A 17250-nucleotide genomic window follows, 5' to 3' on the forward strand; every position below is an offset into this window, starting at 1 on the left:
TATGTTCTCATGGTAAGATATAAACTGAGAAGGAGAGAACATACATGAACTATAGCGTAGATATTCAGTTAACGTTTTTCAAAAATGAGCACCTTGAATTGTTAGAAAAGTTCGAACTCCCAGAGGCACAAGCGCAGTTTACAGCCTTACCAGAAGAACTAATGAATGTATCAGAAGGACAATATCGAATTGTTATTCTTTCTAATCAGGAGCCGGTAGGGTTCTTCTTATTGCATACGACAAACCGAGTAAGTGACTATACACCGAACCCTAAAGCGATGCTACTAACCGCGTTATCGGTCGATTATAAACAACAAGGAAAAGGCTATGCAAAAAAAGCAATGCTGGAATTAGAAACATTCATAACATCAACCTTTGAGACGATCGATGAAGTTGTATTGGCAGTTAACCATAAAAACATCCCTGCTCAGAACCTTTATAAAAGTGTCGGCTTTAAAGATACTGGCAGAAGGAAAATCGGTAAAATCGGCGAGCAACTCATCTTAGATTTAAAGATTTTGTAGAAAATGATCATCATGGAATGTTTCATCTCTTGAGCCTAATGACGAAGAATGTAGGTGAATGATTTGAGTGAGGTCATCAACTATTACAACCAATTTGACGAATGGGGAAGACTTGATCGTGAGCCGATTGAATTTCAAGTAAATTGGCACTACATAAAGAAGTATTTACCACGAACAGGGAGTATTCTTGATAACGGAGCAGGACCAGGGAAATATTCGGTAGCGCTTGCGCAAGAAGGTTATCATATGACATTAACGGACCTCACTCCTAAATTTGTGGATATGGCAAAGTCCAAAGCCAAGGAACGAAACGTAGAAGGTCAATTTGATGGATTTTACTTGGCGGATGCTAGAGCGTTGTCTTTGTTTAACTCTGAACAATTTGACGCTACGTTGATGCTTGGGCCGATGTATCACATACAACAAGAAGAAGATCGTTTAAAAGCGATAGCGGAATTAAGAAGGATTACGAAGCGTGATGGGCTGGTGTTTGTCGCTTTTATGCCACGAGTGAGGCATATTCTTACTTCGCTGTTAAATCCTCGTAGTTGGAAGCCGAATGATAACATGGGGGCAATCGATGCGTTCTCACGTTCAGGTTGTTTCAATCATTCCGATGAGGGTCGTTTTACCGGTGCGTATTATTTCGAGGTTGAGGACATAAAGCCATTCATGGAAAACAACGGATTTGAAACGATTAATTTGATTGGCTCAAATGTAGCTGCAATCTTAAATCAAGAGAGTTGGAATTATTGGGAAGGTAAAGGAGAGGAAGAAGTAAGGAAGTTAATTGATCTCTTGATTGAACGAGCTGAAGATCCTCACATATTAGGAATCTCTTCCCATTTGCTTTATATCGGCAGACGAAAGTGAATATAGGCCGGTGAAGGTGCGATTCCTAAAGTATACTTGGCAGGTTAATGTTAATTGTTTCACTTGAATAATTCCATAGTAATTACTTCATATTTTGCTTTAAAAGGATAGAAAAGGATTGTTATTCCTTTTCTATCCTTTTAGATCAAATATAAGTGCCAATTCGATGATTAAGGTGTATAGGCTGCTAGAACAAAACTTTGGAATGGAAGCTCTTCAACTACAGTATTGGAAATGGTGTCAATTACATAAATAATGTCATTATCAGCATCAGAGATATACGCGCGACGTACACTTGGGTTAACGGTGATTGAACTAGTATTTACGTTTCGGTCAATCGTAATCGTGTCTAGTAAAGTGTTCGTGTTTCCATCTACAACATAGGCAAGAACGTTTGATGCGTTATTCGTGTTTCGATTTGAAACATAAATTCGATTGTTGATCTCGTCTATGGCTATACCTGTGGATAAATTCCCAGGTTCGGCGAGGACAATCGTAGTTGTGACAGTGTTGGTATTGCCATCAATGATGTCGAGTAGAATAGTTCGACTTGGTGTTGAACTGTTTGACGTATAAATTCGATTTGTTGTTGAATTTACAGCCACTAAATCTGACGCATTAGGAGAAGTAATAACAGTATCTACCCAAGTATTGGTGAGTAGGTCAAGAACATACACATTATCAGCTATGCCAATCGGTAAATACCCTCTGTTAGTCAAAGGGTTTAGTGCGAACATTCCGCTACTGGCACCGCTTCGAGTGACATCAATCGTCGTACTTAGCTGATAGTTGTTATCGGGATCAAATCCAAAAGCCCTAAAGTCTGCACCTACATAGACGGTGTTATTGGTTGGGTTGTATCCAATTTCGTTAATAAAACCCGATGGTGCAGGTGTTTGTGCAATTAATTGATAATCTGATAAATTTAAAACACTTAATCCTAATGAAGATGTTACATAAAGCAAATTCATTTCGGAATTGATAAAAATATCATTTGGTGTGCCTACATTTTCAATTTCAGTGATAACACGTCTTCGTGATACATCATATACAGTAATTTCACCAGGATGTCCAATAAATAATAAATCTTCAAGAGGGGGAACTGGTGGGGTGGGCTGAGTCGGTTGTGTTGGAAAAGTAGGAGACGTTGGTGGTAATGGAGGAATCGGAGAAATATTCCCTGGACCATTGATTAGATTGTTATTAATTGTAATTCGCTTTTTCATATTCTCACTCCTTTATCATTAGGATATGAATCTTTGAAATGATTGTATGGTTGAACATCAGGTAGTGGTGTTGTAATTTTAAAATGAGTAAGTATAGAGCGGATAAACAAAAGGAAGAAGTGAAGTCTTTATAACTCACGATCTTTCGCTTTTAAGAGTCGTTAAGTAGCTATTTCATGCTACTTTTTTTTGTTTTGTGCGTTTATATCACAAAAATGATAGGAATTAAAAAGTGAAAACGTATTAGAGGGTATAAGGAGGGAGCATGTGGAGATCAGTGATAAAAACGTAGTCAAACAGCTAAAGAAAAAGAATGAGAAGGCACTGCAATATTTGATTGATACTTACGGAGGCCTCGTAAAGCATATCGTCTATAAGTACCTCTACAAATACCCTCAAGAACGAGAAGAGTGTATAAATGATGTGTTCTGGGTCGTTTGGGATAAGATTAGTGCATTCGATCCGAAGAAGAACAGCCTAAAAAAAATTGGATTGCCGCAGTCGCTTCCCACAAAGCGATTGATTATAAGCGTAAGAAGTTAAGGTTACTTGCTAGGGAGTCAAGTACAGATGATGCTGGAAAAATAACATACTATAATGACTTGAAAAAGCAAGAAAGAGCGTTACAGGAAGAAGTTGAAGAGTTACTCAATCATTTACCAGAAAAGGATCGGAATCTTTTTCGTAATTATTATTTAGAAGGAGAACAGACAAGAGCTTTAGAAAAGAAGTTGGGACTCTCGTCATCCGTAATATACAATCGCTTGTCACGAGGCAGAAAACAACTGCGCAAGCTTTTCAAAAATTAGAAAAGAGGTGAAACCATGAACAAGCTGTATAGGAAATTAAATCGAGCCAATTTTTCTAACTTACAAAATGAAGAAGCATTAAGTCTTTCTGAGAAAGAACGAATTAGAAAGCATATTGAATCGAAAAAACCGATTCGTAAATCTAAACATGTAGTGATGCTATCCGTGACATCTCTTATGGCTGCGATCATTCTAATTGGAACCATTGAACCGCGAGTTCTCGCTAATGTGCCGTGGATTGGGTCGTCAATCAGTGGGTTTTTATTAGATGAAGATGATGAACAACATGTACTTGATGATTATGTGACAGTCGTAGGCACTCACGTGGAAGACAAAGACATAGAAGTGACACTTAATGAGGTGATGTATGATAACCATCGTCTGATTGTAAGCACAACATTCTATTCCACAGAAGTAGATTTAACTGACTATATGCTTCCGATGCCACATCTTAAAGTAAATGGCGAAGAAGTTTCACAGGGTGCATCTGGTCAGCAGGACATTGTTGATGAACATACAGTGACCATGATTAGCTCGGTCCATATTGACGAAGACTTTTCTTCCTTATTATATGAAAAACCAATTGAAATTACGTACTCTCGTTTTCTTCATCAGACGACAGATCATGTGATTGAAGGAGAGTGGTCATTCGCATTTGCAACATCTGGTGCAGAACTATCTGAAGATACGAAGGTCATTGATATTAATGAAACGATCCAACTCGATAATGGACAAGTTGTTGAAGTGGATGCATTTGCAATTAGCCCAGGATCTTCGACACTACACTATACAATGTACAATAATGAAGAAGCCGAACCATTTGATTGGGAGTATGATGTCATTTTTAAAATGTCTGATCAAGATGGGAATCTTATTCCACCTGAGGCTGGTCAGACGTTGAGTGAAAATTCATTCTGGCAATATGGACGATTATCGGAACATATCGAAGAACTGACATTTATTCCAATTGTCAAATCAGGCAGGGAAGGCGAAGCTAGAGAAGAGATTAATAAACGATTAACAGGGGAAGAAATTCAAATAAAGGTTAAACAGTAATGAAGTATAGATGCAGCAAAGGCGTAATTACGTTTACTTTTGTGACAATTACTGAAGATCGTTTTACGGTTACTCATACTTAAGGGGTTGAGGCAGTGAAAGTGCCAACGAGGTTAGGTACGGATAATCAGGGATTTATTAGTAATCAAACAAATAAAAATAAACTACAAGATGAATTTAAACCGATCCTTCAAATCATAGTACAATTGCTACGAAGTGTATTTGAGCATAAATTGCACAGCATTTATGTTTATGGAAGTGTCGCAAGAGGTGAAGCGATTCCTTTTAAATCAGATGTAGACGTAACTGTTATTTTACATTCATCGGTTACTACACTAGAGAAAGATAGGATTGAGCACAAAACTAGTAAACTTCTTGAAGATAACCATGTAATAAAGAAAGTTGTTTACGATATTGGAGATTTAATCGATGTCGTAGATTCAGATAATTATTATGAGTGGGGATTTTGGTTAAGGCACATGTGCTATTGTATCTATGGCAAAGATCTATCACTAGAATTTCCGGCAATGAAACCCAATCACATGATTAGTCGAGCACTTAATAAGGACCTCATCCCAACAATCAATGAACAAATACAGGCTTTAAAAAGCGATAAAGAGATATCAATCGTTAAAAAAACGTAGTGTTCTAAAGAAACTGATCCGTGGCGCTTATTTAATGGTAAATGTACAAGATGAAAGCTGGTCGACAAGAACAAATGAGAATTTAGAAATTCTATCTCTATATTTCCCGAATGAAGCAATCGTTAAAGAACTTCACTTATTTTATGAAACAGAAGAAGTGCTGGACAATTACAAGTACCATCACTTACTTCAGAGATATAAGTTATGGTATGAGAAACAGTACTAAACAGCAAAGATTCTTTTAATATTGGGAGGTTTCTTATGCGTAAGTCGCTGAGCCTTATACTACTGATTATATTATTGGTAGGCTGTAGTAATAGCGAGCTCACAAGTTACTCAGGAACGATAACAGAAATAACAAAAGGGAATAATGGTTACGAACGTGTCACGGTTGAAGGACCTAATGGTGGAGAGGAAGAGACAATCATTTTTATCGTTCCAAATGATGAAAATGAAGGTGTCGAAGTAGGGGATCAGGTCTCTGTCTATTATGATCCGGATGCGTTTAGAGAAGATTCGTTACCACCGACACAAGATGGTGTTGAGAGGATCGAATTAAATGAAGAGGAAAGTTATACGAGCACCGCTTTAGCTAAATCTAAAGGTTAACTACACATAGATTGCTAAACTTTTTTGATGACATCAAATTCGCTTTCAGTTACAACAGAAGAAGCTCAAAAGGAGCAGTTTATATGAATAATAAAAGGAATACTTCATACTATACCGAGCGATATCGCCCTCAGTTTCATTTTTCAACACCTAAGGGCAATTTGGCAGATCCTAACGGCCTTGTCTATTACAAAAATAACTATCATCTTTTTCATCAAAAAGATGGCAACTGGGCTCATGCAGTTAGCCATGATTTGCTGCATTGGAATCATCTACCGCTTGCATTGGAGCACGATGAATTAGGGCAAGCGTTATCTGGTAGTATCGTTGTTGACAAGAGTAATTGTTCAGGGTTGTTTAATGGTGGTGAAGGATTACTCGCTTTTTACACGAGTACGGTCGGGGGAGAAGCACAGTCTTTAGCTTATAGTACAGATGAAGGAGTAACATGGCAGCGACATAAGAAAAATCCAATTATTGAAAACCCTGGCATAAAAGATTTTCGTGACCCTAAAGTATTATGGCATGAGTCGACAAAGCACTGGGTAATGGTCGTTTCCACAGATCAGACGGTTACCTTTTATCGATCAACAAACTTAGTAGACTGGGCGTACAGTAGTCAATTCGGAATGGAAGAAGGGCTACATGCAGCGGTGTGGGAATGCCCAGACCTATTTTCTTTACCTGTTGATGGAAATCAAGAAGAGCAGAAGTGGGTGCTACATGTAAGTGTTGGCGATAACGATGAAACAAAAGGATCGACTGCACAATATTTTATCGGTGAATTTGATGGTCGAATGTTTCATAACGATAATGATTCAAGAGAAATATTAATCACAGATTTTGGGCAAGATTTTTATGCAGCACAAACGTTCTCCAATCTTTATTCTCGTACAATTTGGATTGGATGGATGGCGAATTGGCGCTACCCGTATCAATCGCCAACGTCCCCATGGTTGGGGGCAATGTCTTTTCCTAGAGATTGAGTCTAAAAACAAATAAGCAGAACCAATTACGTCTTGTCCAACAACCAATTTTAGAGCTTGATAACATCAAATCAAAGCGTAGATCATTTGAAGAGTTTATGGTTGAACAGGAGCCACATACTCTAGATTTTAGCGGTACTAACTATATGTTAGAAGCGACAATTTCATGGGAGGATCTTCGTGAATTTGGTCTGCGACTTCGACATGGTGATGGTGTTGAAACCTTAATTGGTGTAGATGTTGAGTATGATAAGGTATTTGTTGATCGCACAAATGCTGGAATGAAAGAGATTATTGATCGAAATGGGGAGGTCTTTCCATTCGGTCAACGCTATGAAACGAACTATGACGCAAGCAAAGGGAGCATTGAGTTGTGTGTGTTAGTAGATGAATCTTCTATTGAAGTATTCGTTCAAGAAGGCATGACAATCTTCACTTCGTTAATTTACACCGAACCTACTAATGATGGAATTGAGTGGTATGCGGAGAATGGTACAATAATAGTTCAAGACTTAACGATTACTTATCTTAAGAATACTTGGAGAGATAAAAGTCTTGGCTATGACCGATTGGTTACAAATGTTGAATGTGTGTCTTTGCAGGAAGGAGAAACGACAAAGTTTCTTGCAAAGCTCAAGCCAGATGAAGCAGAAAGTCAGTATGAAATACTATGGGAGAGTTCCAATAAAGACATTGCAAACATTCAACACACGAACGGACAAGAGTGTTTGTTGGAAGCCGTAAAAGAGGGAGAAGTAATGGTTTCTGTTAAAGAAATTTGCTCAGGACTTTCAAAGAATATAAAAGTTACTGTTCATGGGAAGCCAACACTAGCTGAGCGTATAAAGCAATGGTTTTAATAGGCTATCAACATTATTAGGTTATAGAAAACCTTAGTGAGTGTGTAGTTACCATGTCACATATTTTTTTACTTAGTGAAGAGCAACCCAACAATGGATAGTTTACTTTTCTTTATTGTATTGTAGTAATGCAGAAGTCTACAATTATGCAAAATCTTGTATAGCTATGCTCCTATAATTGTTTAAGGCTAATGAGAGCGGTTCAGGTTTAATTAAAAAGGTTGGGTCATCACTGGATTGACCAATACTAAAAGGCAAATAATAAAAAAAAGTCTTATAATAGTAAGACCCAAACTGATTACCCATTATAATTGTAGAATGGATAATCAGTTTGGGTTTTTTTTGTTTTAAAATATTCTTTTACAACCTCTTTATAATATATAAAATGTATGGAGCACCGATTAAGGCAACCAATAATCCAGAAGGAATCTCTTTAGGGAATAGTAAGAACCGGCTTAAAAAATCAGCTGTTACGAGCAACATCCCTCCAATGGCTATTGAAGCTGGTATAACACGGTGATTTTTGTGCCGACTAATCCTCTTGCTGCATGAGGTGCAAGTAATCCAATAAAGCCAATAGCGCCTACGACAGCTACGGTAGCACTTCCGATTATGACAGCAAGGATTATTGTTCCTATACGCATTAATTTGACATTTAGACCTAATCCAGTGGACACCTGTTGGTGAAGACCCAAAAGATCTAGTTCTTTTGATAACCAATACGAAATTGGGACTAAAAGAACTAGAATAGAAACCAAGAAGTATACGTTTTGCCAATTCATACCGTAGGTGCTTCCTGCAAGCCATAATAAAGCTGGAGCTACACCAATCGTTGCTTTTACCGTTAGGATTTGAATAATTCCAGATCCAACGGCGGAAACGGCTACACCCATTAAAGCTAATGAGATGGGTTCCCAATAAGAACGTTTCGTTGCTAGTAAAATCGTGACGATTGCAAGTGTCGATCCAACTACAGCACCTACAGGCACAAAAGCAAACGATAAAGTAGGAAAGAGAACGATGATTGTAAGTGCCCCCGCACCGCCACCAGATGTAATTCCTAGGATAGACGGGTCACCTAAGGGATTTCGTAGCACACTTTGGAGGAGTACACCACAAAGTGCAAGAAGTGCTCCGACAAGAAACGCTGTAAGTATCCGAGGCCACCGATATCGAACTGAAAACTCTTGGAAAAGGGAACCAGAAATTAAGTCTTGTACAGAATCAAAGCTTCCGCCACCATACATGAGTGAGACAAGTGCTACACCAAAAGTTGATAAAATCAAAGCAGCATACAAGATAGGTAAAGGAAGTGAGGATTCTCTTCCATTTAACGTTATTTTGCTCGATGCATACCTTTTTCCCATTCGATACGCCAAGTACATAAGCCAAGGTCCGCCTACGATCGCAGTCATTGCACCTACAGGTATTTCACCACCAGGTTGTACGAAGCGTGCCAATGCATCTGCTGCAATGAGCAAGAAGGCTCCCCAAACAAATGTATGGATAAACTGCTGACGATGCCCTTTGATGCCAAGAAGTCGTACAATATGAGGAGCCATTAAACCGATGAATCCAATCGGTCCAACTACACTGACTGTTGCTGCAGCAAGTGTAATGGCTAAAATCCAACCAATTAACTTTACTCGTTCGGTAGCGAGCCCAAGCCCGGTGGCACCCTCATCGCCTAGTAATAGGAGGTCAAAGTTTTTCCCATTAAAAAGAAGCAGTATTGCTGAAATAAAAATAAAAGGTAAAGCAAACTGCACTCCAGCCCAGTTGTTTTGAATTAGGGTACCTGCCCCCATAAAAACAGCCCGTTTGTTTCTTGTTCAAACATTAATTGCAGTCCGCTAGTAATTGCACCAAAAAGCAATGTTATGATCATGCCAGTAAGAGCAACCTTAACAGGCTCCATCCCCCGTCCGACGAGCAAAAATACGAGAATAGCCGCAGTGCAAGAACCGACAAATGCAAAGAGAAATGGAAAATTCGCCGCTACAGTTGGAAAGAAAATAGCGCCAGCAGACACAAAAAGAAAAGCGCCTGAATTAATTCCCAGCGTACCTGCTGATGCCAATGGATTGCGAGTTAGTGTTTGTAGGAGAAGCCCTGCCATGGCAAGTGCTCCTCCTGCTAAAATTCCAATTACTAGGCGTGGAAGTCGAATGCCAAACAAAATGGCTTGCAATCTTTCATCCGTCCAGGATGCGGTTAGAATGTCCGTCCAATAATAGTCAGCCTGACCTTGCGTTAGATGGATGAGCGACACGAGTAAAAGTAAAAAGGTACCGAGCAATAATAATCTAAGTTGTCGGAACTGTAACATATTAGTCCTCTTCTAATACAGCAACGGTACGTTGAACAAGTGTTTTGGCGGCTAATGGACCTCCGTATGGCCACGTGTCCCCGCCTAAAGCAAACACATTGTCCTTTTGTACAAAGGTTAAGTCCTTCCATACAGCGTTGTCGCTTAAATGCTCTTCAAAAATATTGTCACTATCTTGCACGATATGCATAAAGTTAGATTCTTCAATTTTGGTTAATTCTTCTACACCAACTGTTGCAAATCCAGCTGATTCAAAATTGCCTGAATCATAAGCGTTTGTCAGGCCGATATTTTCTAATATTTTTACTGCAAGGGCGTTAGGGTTTGATAAACGAAATACAGGTGCTTGGTTGTCTGTATAGCCCATGGCAAGAGTGAATTCCGTCGTGTCCAATGATAATTGGTCAATCGTGTCATTCGCCTCTGTATAGATCGTATCTAATTCTTGTAGTACATCTTCAGCTTCATCCACCTTATCAACCGCCTTAGCAATTTCGATAAATGTATCTTCCATTTCTTCATATTGATCAATGCCTTCTTCTTCCTCAGGATATGGATTATACGTAAGCGTAGGTGCAATCGCTTGTAACTCTTGCAATACGCTTTCGGTACGATTATCAAGCATAATAATTAAATCAGGCTTCAGACCAGCTATTACTTCTAAATTAGGCTCTGTACGTAACCCAACGTCAATGACTTCATCTGATAACTCCGCATCAATATCTACCCAAGTCTCAAATCCTTCTATATCAGCTACACCTACTGGGTCTATTCCAAGAGCAAGTAAATTTTCTGCATATAACCACTCTAAAGCGATAACCCGTTCAGGTATTTCATCTAGCACCTGTTCACCATAAATATCTTTCACGACGATAGAATCTTCTGATGTTTCCGTAGCGGTATCTACTTCTGATGTTGCATCACAAGCAACTAAAACTAAAGCTAAAATTCCGAATCCTAAACAATTTATTCGTTTTCTCATATGTACACTCCTATAATTAATAATGATAATCATTATCAATTATACATTTTAAGTCAGGAAAAGCAATTCCTTTATTTTTTTGTGAAAAAGAATGTAAATCAAAGGGTGTAGTTTAGGTCAGTGTGAACAAAGTTTAATGCACCAATGTGGGTACGTACGTATTTGAGTTCAATGCCAGTGATATACACAAATAAACCCCACCTGTATGAAAGGTGAGGTGAGAGTGCGATTTAAGAAAAACATGTCGTGAAACTTTTTTTTAAAGAATTATGAAGTATACGCACGCTGCCAGGCAACAGCATAAACAAGAATTTGAGAAATTGGAAAGATCAACATGATTACGATTGGATAGTACGGAAAAGACTCCGAAATAAATGGGTACAAGAGCATAAGAATTGTTATGAAAGGAAAACTATAGAAGATACTTATATAAGCAAACCGTGTTGCTTTAGAAGTAATAAATTGTTCACGTTCGTCGTTTTCTTCAATCTCTGCTGGAAAAAGTAAGGATTTATTTTTCTTTTTATAAATCATGAATGTAATGAGTGAAAATAAACTAAAAAGCAAGAATGGTAATAAGTTTAAAGATGCAGACCATGGTGGATTTAATCCTTGCGAAGCAATTAATTGAATGAATTGATAAAATTCAATTAACGACCAACCGAACAAAATGATAATTCCAACTGAGCTTAAAACTCCCCAAAACAATTTCATTGTTCTTCCTCCTCAATCCTAAAGATCTCTTCCACTTGAGACTCAAAGACGTTTGCAATTTGCATGGCGAGTAAAAGAGATGGGGTGTAACTGCCTTTCTCCAGGGCAACAATAGTTTGTCTGGTGACATTCACCGATTTTGCTAGCTTCTCTTGTGTGAGGCTATGTCTAGCCTCATTTCTTTGACTCGATTGTTTATTTTCATATGATCACCTTAGTTACAATGTAAACTCAACCTTACAATATGTCAAGTTGAGTTTACATGTGATTGTGTTTTTGAATGTTAATTAATAAATTGTGGTATCTTTTTACTGTGTATGGTGAACCCCACTGTGAAGTTGAGGGTGTTTGTGACAGTACAAGAATGTAAGGAAGGGCTGCTTATGAGAAGAATCACAAAAATATCGACGACTTTAATTGTATTTCTTGGATTGTTAGCCGCTTGTGGAAACAATGATGAGGGTGCTACAAGTTTTTTTTGAAGAAAATAGAAATGAATGGCCTGAGTTAACTGTGATCGAGGATCAAATTGGCTCGGATTTTGAAGAGGTCAATGTGGAAAATGATAAAGGTAACAGTCGGGTACTCCTTTACGAAAATGATGGCAATGCAGAATATAAATCAATCTATATTCTAGATGAAGAACGTTTGAAAATTATTAGAATCGGGGAGAATGGCGAAGGACAAATTTATAATGAGGTTATTCGTTAACGAAGTTTAGTGAAGGGTTTCCTGCTAAGTTAGAAAGTACGGACGCAAAATAGGTGAAAGCACCTTTTTGCGTTTTTTTTCATGCAAGCGATTAAAGTTATGACGCTGAAAATTCTAGTCAGCATGCATGATAATAGAGTATTGAATGTTCTTCAAGTGAAGCCTGTAGTGATGATCTACAGATTGACTTTGGTACGATGGAATTATTTTGGTGTAAATGATGACTTATAAATTAGAAGTTATTCGTAATAAAATCATGCTTAAGTGTGAGTTGTTTCAGTATGTACAAGTTTTAATTTGCAGATGGACCAGTCTTATCATCCATACATCCTAATCGTTAGGGTTAGAATGATAGATTAGAAGATCCTGAACGTATACAACCTGGACTTGAGTTATGGATTACACGTCTATTTTCGTGATTTTCACCTCCTCTAAACTTGAGTCTAAGGTTCATTTTTAGTAACGATGATATGTGATAGATTCGTAGACGGAGGTGTTAAAGCATGAAACAATTTTTACTTTCGTTTACGTCTTTGGCGCTGATCGGTGTAGTTGGAATAAATGATGCCGATGCTGCCGAACAAGAAGAGGTAGCCGATCTTGTTAACGAGGAAAGAGAAGAGAGAGGTCTTGATCCTTTGGAATTGGATGAAGACTTATCAGAAGTTGCTCAAGTGAAATCTGAGGATATGAATGAGAACAACTACTTCAGCATGTGAGCCCGGTTTATGGTTCGCCATTTGGGATGATGAGTGAATTTGGAATTGAGTACATGCGTGCAGCTGAAAATATTGCTATGGGACAACAGACTTCCGAACAAGTGATGGATGGTTGGATGAACTCAGACGGACACCGTCAAAACATCCTAGACCCAGAGCTTACTCATATCGGTGTTGGATATGAAGAAGACGGCAATTATTGGACCCAGATGTTTATTAGTGAATAACGTACCAAGCAGTTGAGAACAAGAAGTTCTCAACTGCTTTTCATTTATTTTCATGATCGATGCATGTGATCTTTTTGTTTGAATGTATCGGTGAAGCTAATTTGAAACTGCACAAAGTGGTTCGGTCCTAGGTGTGATATACTGTACAAAAAGATAGGAGGTAACAGTCCAATGGCAAAACGAAACTAAACGAAAACCTACAACTTAACCAGCATGTAGGTTTTCTATAATTCTAATTATTTAATCAAATTATAGAGGAGATCTATGATGCTAAATCAAATAAATCAAAGCAATTATTATCTACAGAATGATGACGCAAAAGAAAGACCAGCCTTAGGACTGGTCTGTGGTGACAAATATAGTCTAATGATCGATGCTGGAAATTCTACTCAGCATGCACGAGACTTTTTAAGAGAAGTTAAGGCGTTGGATGTTCCTCCAGTGAAATATGTTGTGATTACGCACGGTCATTGGGATCACTTTCTAGGGATGAATGAGTTTGAAGATGCTAGCATAATCGTAAATAGCCTTACAAATGGAACGATCAAACAGTGGCAAAGGTATTCATTTGATGATGACTCTATACAAAGGTACAGAGATTCTAGTTTGATTACAGATCAGTGTGTTGAAGTTATTATGGATGAAATACCTGATCGGGAGTCGTTTAAATTAGTCTCACCGGATATTGTTTTTCAGAATCAACTTACAATTGATCTAGGGAACAAAGTTTGTCTGCTTGAAACGATCCAAGGGACACACCGATGACTCAACAATTGTTTACGTACCGACGATAAAGTCATTTATCTAGGTGATTGCGCTTATGGAACGACAACGGACTCTTTGTTCCATTATAAACAATCTCATTTATTACCTATGATTGAGAGCATTACAAAGTATGAAGCAACGTACTCACTACTTGGACACGAATCCATATGCGACCGAGATGAAATGAATGTATATTGGAACGAACTGACCTCTACAAGCCGTGTCGTAGACTCGACTTCAATGGAGGAAGCTCTTGATTCTTTTAAGAAAGAATATCGTAGAGAACCGAATTCCAATGAGGCGTTCTTTCTACAAGCGTTTGTGAATGACCGAAAGATTCATTTAAACCACAATTAGAGCAACTTTTAAGGGCACAAGTCAGGAATAGTAACCTGCTTGTGCTTTATTATGTAATAAAGAATCAAGAAAATATGATTGGAGCGTGAAAAATCAATGAGTTTACTCGATCGAATTGACACAATTTGTTTACGTGTTCGTGATGTTGAGAAGGCAAGTGCTTGGTATCAAAGCTTTTTAGGTTTTGAGGAGTCTTTTATAGGAGATCACTATCGAATCTTATCAATTGGTCATAGTAAGATGCCTTTAACGATTGAAGAAGGAGAAGTGAGCGAATCGCACAATAATGTGTATCCTATTTTTTTTCTCTAAGGACATTGAGAATACGTACAAAGTACTAAAAGAAAATAGTGTAACAGTTAGTGAATTACAAAGTGACGATGTGAACAAGTTCTTTGACTTCTATGATTTAGACGGTAATAAGTTGCAAGTTTGTTATTGGACATAAGGATTTCTACTGTTATAGAGGTGAAGAGGAATGAATTCCCTGGTTCAAGTGTTAAGAGAGCAAGATATTTATGTGTTGATAAGCGATGAACAAATTATGTTAGAAGTTTTTCGTGGTGTACCTAAAGAAATTTCTAAAGTCGATCATTTGATCGTTGAACTACTCTCAACTGCGCATACTTATGGCTATAAACGTGTAACCCTTGAATGCACGAATCAACTTCTTAACCAGCTTAACAAAACTCGAGAGAAAATGAGCATCGTTGGAGAAAGGGTCCTGTACACGTGCCAAATGACAAATGAAATTGCAATAAATAAAGCTCACTACGAGGTATGGCTTCATTTTGACGATCGTTCGATAATGCTATTGGCGACGATTATGGACATCGATAAAGATAAATCAATACAGTTTCTTCAGAGTATGAAGGTTGAACTGCCATCACAATATCATGCGATGTTTACGGTTTATATCGATGATGGAATTCCAGTCGGAATTGTTTTACCCCATATTGAACCTAATACAGATCAAGAGGGACGGATGTTTTGGATCGGAGTTCATCCAAACTACAAAGGGATCGGTTATGGTGCTCTATTACATAAAGTGGGTTTGCATCGGTTGCAGAATGACTTTCATGCTAAGACGTATGTAGGGATTACAACGATAAAAACAAACCAATGAGACATGTCATGTTATCAAATGGCTGTGACCAGTTAAATAACACGTTGGTTTCTTTAGATTATCCATTGAAAACAGAGAAGTAAACGTGGCATTGAAAAAAATATCAGATTATTACCAAATATCTTAGGGTAAATGAATGTGATTGCACAATAAATCATTGTCATTAATCTGGGAGGCATAACACATGAAAACGTTTGGTAAGACGATGCCTACACTTTGTTTCAGTATAGCGGTACTAACGGCATGTGGAAGTGATGAAGAAAGTGCATCAGGAAATGAAGCTGGGGAAAATGAAGATGTGACTGAAAATGAAGTTGAACATAGCGAAGCCAAGGAAGATGAAGTGGCTGTAAAGGAATACGAACAAGAAGGGATGGACAGCGAAGGTTCACATCACGAAGAAATCCAGTTTTTAGAAGAAGGAGAAGAACGAGAGGCTGCATTTACAAAAGAAGATCAGTATTTACAGTCGGGTACAGTAATTGGCGGTGAAATTACTGATGGAAAAGTTGTCGGAAAGATTGACCATGGGATTCATGATGAATATGAGAGACTTGTGCTTGATATTTATGAAGGCGCACACCATGAGCTTGGTGATCCTGCTGAAATGCCGAATCATTTTGAAGTGGCAAAAGAAGCCTATCCTTCGCATTTCGTATATACATTAAGAGGGATTCGAGGTCTTCCAGAGGAGTTACCCGATCTATCAACGATGGATCTCTTTTCATCTATGGAAATGATCCCATACTTTGATGATGCAACGATACAATTAGCGGTTTATTTACAGGAGCCGATTGAATTTGAAGTGTTCGAAATGCACAGTCCAGCTAAAGTTGTAACAGATGTTCGCAGGATAACCAGTGAAGAAGAATATCCTACCGTCTATTCTGTGAGAACGGCCTCAATTCCGCAAGAAGAGTACACCGAGTCATTTCAGTTAGATTTTGAAGAAAGAGATGCAGAACGGGTGAGAACAGTACACTCAGAAGAGGACACGATCTTTGTTGAAGAGGGGTATTATTCTACGTTAGAAGAGGCCGAAGAGAGGAAATCAAGTCTGCTGGATGACGGTATTGATTTTGATTTACACATTGAAGAAAGAGGGATGTATGACACCCCTACAAATATTGAATGACATAAAAGCTGTTATGTGTAGTTGGCATGCAATGGAGTATGTGAATAATTAATTATTTTTATATAACTAAAGGAAAATCGGGAATAAAATAACGACCGATACGATGTAGATCGCTAATGCTAAGATGGCTTTGACGCGTTCGCCTCTGTAAAGCATCTTTAATATGTTACGTGCTACAGCCAATGTTATAAGAGCAAGTGCGATTATGAAAGCTGGAAGGATCTTAACCATAAAGCTAACAAAAGAGATCCCATAGCAATAATTGGAAAGATACGATCAAGGAAAATAGTAATCACCCTTTTATCATCAATACTGTTTCACATTCCATTCCTCTTTTTTTCATGAATTCAAACGGTCAATGATGGGTACTCAACAATCGGTATTGTGGCGATGATTCTGTGATGGAGGAACTAAATTATGAATATTAGCTTAGGTGTTTTATTAGCTGCAACGGTTATTTTTCTGTTTATTCTTTACTTTGTTGTAGAATCAGCAGCACAAAGGGGAATCGATAACTCTGACACCAAGAAGATGTTAGAACAAGTACTAAAGAAGTTGGATGAAAAAGAGCATAATAAGTAACGGTGCTAAAGCTTCC

21 protein-coding genes and 2 pseudogenes are annotated in these 17250 nt (G+C 38.1%); 18 read left to right on the plus strand and 5 right to left on the minus strand.

The genetic code is table 11. The features are described 5' to 3' along the window. Nucleotides 1–44 precede the first annotated feature (44 nt). Both JCM19055_RS13985 and JCM19055_RS13990 read left to right on the plus strand, forming a co-directional pair. Nucleotides 45–524 carry a GNAT family N-acetyltransferase gene (locus JCM19055_RS13985; protein WP_042360159.1) on the plus strand — a complete coding sequence of 160 codons (480 nt, stop codon included), beginning with the start codon at nt 45–47 and terminating at the stop codon, nt 522–524. Nucleotides 525–587: 63 nt separating this feature from the next. Continuing rightward, a complete protein-coding gene (locus JCM19055_RS13990) occupies nt 588–1397 on the plus strand; it encodes a bifunctional 2-polyprenyl-6-hydroxyphenol methylase/3-demethylubiquinol 3-O-methyltransferase UbiG (protein ID WP_042360160.1) in 810 nt (269 codons plus the stop codon). A 170-nt stretch (nt 1398–1567) separates the two neighbouring features. Here the strand turns inward: JCM19055_RS13990 and JCM19055_RS13995 are convergent, their stop codons facing one another. After that, a complete protein-coding gene (locus JCM19055_RS13995) occupies nt 1568–2623 on the minus strand; it encodes a YncE family protein (protein WP_042360161.1) in 1056 nt (351 codons plus the stop codon). A gap of 267 nt (nt 2624–2890) precedes the next feature. On the opposite strand from JCM19055_RS13995, the gene JCM19055_RS25620 reads away from it, so the two are divergent. The 8 genes from JCM19055_RS25620 (at nt 2891) to JCM19055_RS24155 (ending at nt 7587) form a co-directional block, all read left to right on the plus strand. Then, nucleotides 2891–3166, plus strand: coding sequence for a sigma factor (locus tag JCM19055_RS25620; RefSeq protein ID WP_193745437.1), 276 nt, complete (start codon nt 2891–2893; stop codon nt 3164–3166). Continuing rightward, the gene (locus JCM19055_RS14000) at nt 3142–3432 is read left to right on the plus strand and encodes a sigma factor-like helix-turn-helix DNA-binding protein (RefSeq protein ID WP_265182200.1); all 291 of its coding nucleotides are present in this window, start codon (nt 3142–3144) and stop codon (nt 3430–3432) included. The genes JCM19055_RS25620 and JCM19055_RS14000 overlap by 25 nt, the downstream gene beginning before the upstream one ends. 15 nt (nt 3433–3447) lie before the next feature. Then, nucleotides 3448–4488: a DUF4179 domain-containing protein gene (locus tag JCM19055_RS14005; protein ID WP_042360162.1), complete on the plus strand. Its 1041-nt coding sequence runs from the start codon at nt 3448–3450 to the stop codon at nt 4486–4488. Nucleotides 4489–4583: 95 nt separating this feature from the next. After that, complete coding sequence (locus JCM19055_RS14010; protein WP_042360163.1) at nt 4584–5132, plus strand: nucleotidyltransferase domain-containing protein; 549 nt, start codon at nt 4584–4586, stop codon at nt 5130–5132. 34 nt (nt 5133–5166) lie between these two features. Then, nucleotides 5167–5358, plus strand: coding sequence for a hypothetical protein (locus JCM19055_RS14015; RefSeq protein ID WP_042360164.1), 192 nt, complete (start codon nt 5167–5169; stop codon nt 5356–5358). Nucleotides 5359–5393: 35 nt separating this feature from the next. Next, nucleotides 5394–5741, plus strand: a complete 348-nt coding sequence (locus tag JCM19055_RS14020) for a hypothetical protein (RefSeq protein WP_042360165.1) — start codon at nt 5394–5396, stop codon at nt 5739–5741. Between the two features lie 83 nt (nt 5742–5824). Continuing rightward, entirely contained in the window at nt 5825–6727 is a 903-nt protein-coding gene (locus JCM19055_RS24150) for a glycoside hydrolase family 32 protein (RefSeq protein ID WP_052366358.1), read from the plus strand. After that, nucleotides 6724–7587, plus strand: a complete 864-nt coding sequence (locus JCM19055_RS24155) for a GH32 C-terminal domain-containing protein (RefSeq protein ID WP_052366359.1) — start codon at nt 6724–6726, stop codon at nt 7585–7587. The genes JCM19055_RS24150 and JCM19055_RS24155 overlap by 4 nt, the downstream gene beginning before the upstream one ends. 360 nt (nt 7588–7947) lie before the next feature. On the opposite strand, the pseudogene JCM19055_RS14030 reads toward JCM19055_RS24155, so the two are convergent. The 4 genes and pseudogenes from JCM19055_RS14030 to JCM19055_RS14045 all read right to left on the minus strand — a co-directional run bounded on the left by JCM19055_RS14030 (nt 7948) and on the right by JCM19055_RS14045 (nt 11746). Beyond that, nucleotides 7948–9916 (minus strand): annotated as a pseudogene (locus JCM19055_RS14030) (iron ABC transporter permease). 1 nt (nt 9917) lies between these two features. Further along, nucleotides 9918–10898, minus strand: a complete 981-nt coding sequence (locus JCM19055_RS14035; RefSeq protein ID WP_052366360.1) for an ABC transporter substrate-binding protein — start codon at nt 10896–10898, stop codon at nt 9918–9920. A 267-nt stretch (nt 10899–11165) separates the two neighbouring features. Continuing rightward, nucleotides 11166–11612, minus strand: coding sequence for a hypothetical protein (locus tag JCM19055_RS14040; RefSeq protein WP_042360166.1), 447 nt, complete (start codon nt 11610–11612; stop codon nt 11166–11168). Beyond that, nucleotides 11609–11746 (minus strand): helix-turn-helix transcriptional regulator, encoded by a 138-nt coding sequence (locus JCM19055_RS14045; protein ID WP_370543155.1) that lies wholly within the window; start codon nt 11744–11746, stop codon nt 11609–11611. Before JCM19055_RS14045 ends, JCM19055_RS14040 begins: the two co-directional genes overlap by 4 nt. 310 nt (nt 11747–12056) lie before the next feature. Here JCM19055_RS14045 and JCM19055_RS14050 point away from each other — a divergent pair, with 310 nt between their 5' ends. From JCM19055_RS14050 to JCM19055_RS27455, 8 genes and pseudogenes are all read left to right on the plus strand, one after another. Next, complete coding sequence (locus tag JCM19055_RS14050) at nt 12057–12323, plus strand: hypothetical protein (RefSeq protein WP_152549899.1); 267 nt, start codon at nt 12057–12059, stop codon at nt 12321–12323. A 572-nt stretch (nt 12324–12895) separates the two neighbouring features. Continuing rightward, nucleotides 12896–13269, plus strand: a pseudogene (locus JCM19055_RS31950) (CAP domain-containing protein); the annotation flags it as partial. Nucleotides 13270–13536: 267 nt separating this feature from the next. Continuing rightward, nucleotides 13537–14034 (plus strand): MBL fold metallo-hydrolase, encoded by a 498-nt coding sequence (locus JCM19055_RS29885; protein ID WP_265182182.1) that lies wholly within the window; start codon nt 13537–13539, stop codon nt 14032–14034. 108 nt (nt 14035–14142) lie between these two features. Beyond that, nucleotides 14143–14391 carry a hypothetical protein gene (locus JCM19055_RS29890; protein WP_265182183.1) on the plus strand — a complete coding sequence of 83 codons (249 nt, stop codon included), beginning with the start codon at nt 14143–14145 and terminating at the stop codon, nt 14389–14391. A 96-nt stretch (nt 14392–14487) separates the two neighbouring features. Continuing rightward, nucleotides 14488–14703 (plus strand): VOC family protein, encoded by a 216-nt coding sequence (locus tag JCM19055_RS14065; protein WP_042360168.1) that lies wholly within the window; start codon nt 14488–14490, stop codon nt 14701–14703. Between the two features lie 166 nt (nt 14704–14869). Further along, a complete protein-coding gene (locus tag JCM19055_RS14070) occupies nt 14870–15517 on the plus strand; it encodes a GNAT family N-acetyltransferase (protein ID WP_052366364.1) in 648 nt (215 codons plus the stop codon). A 184-nt stretch (nt 15518–15701) separates the two neighbouring features. Further along, the gene (locus tag JCM19055_RS14075; RefSeq protein WP_042360169.1) at nt 15702–16652 is read left to right on the plus strand and encodes a hypothetical protein; all 951 of its coding nucleotides are present in this window, start codon (nt 15702–15704) and stop codon (nt 16650–16652) included. Between the two features lie 417 nt (nt 16653–17069). Further along, on the plus strand, nt 17070–17234 hold the full coding sequence (locus tag JCM19055_RS27455; RefSeq protein WP_193745438.1) for a hypothetical protein: 165 nt from the start codon (nt 17070–17072) through the stop codon (nt 17232–17234). Nucleotides 17235–17250: the final 16 nt, after the last annotated feature.

This window comes from Geomicrobium sp. JCM 19055, from assembly GCF_000698185.1.
Classification (GTDB): domain Bacteria; phylum Bacillota; class Bacilli; order Bacillales; family Marinococcaceae; genus Geomicrobium_A; species Geomicrobium_A sediminis.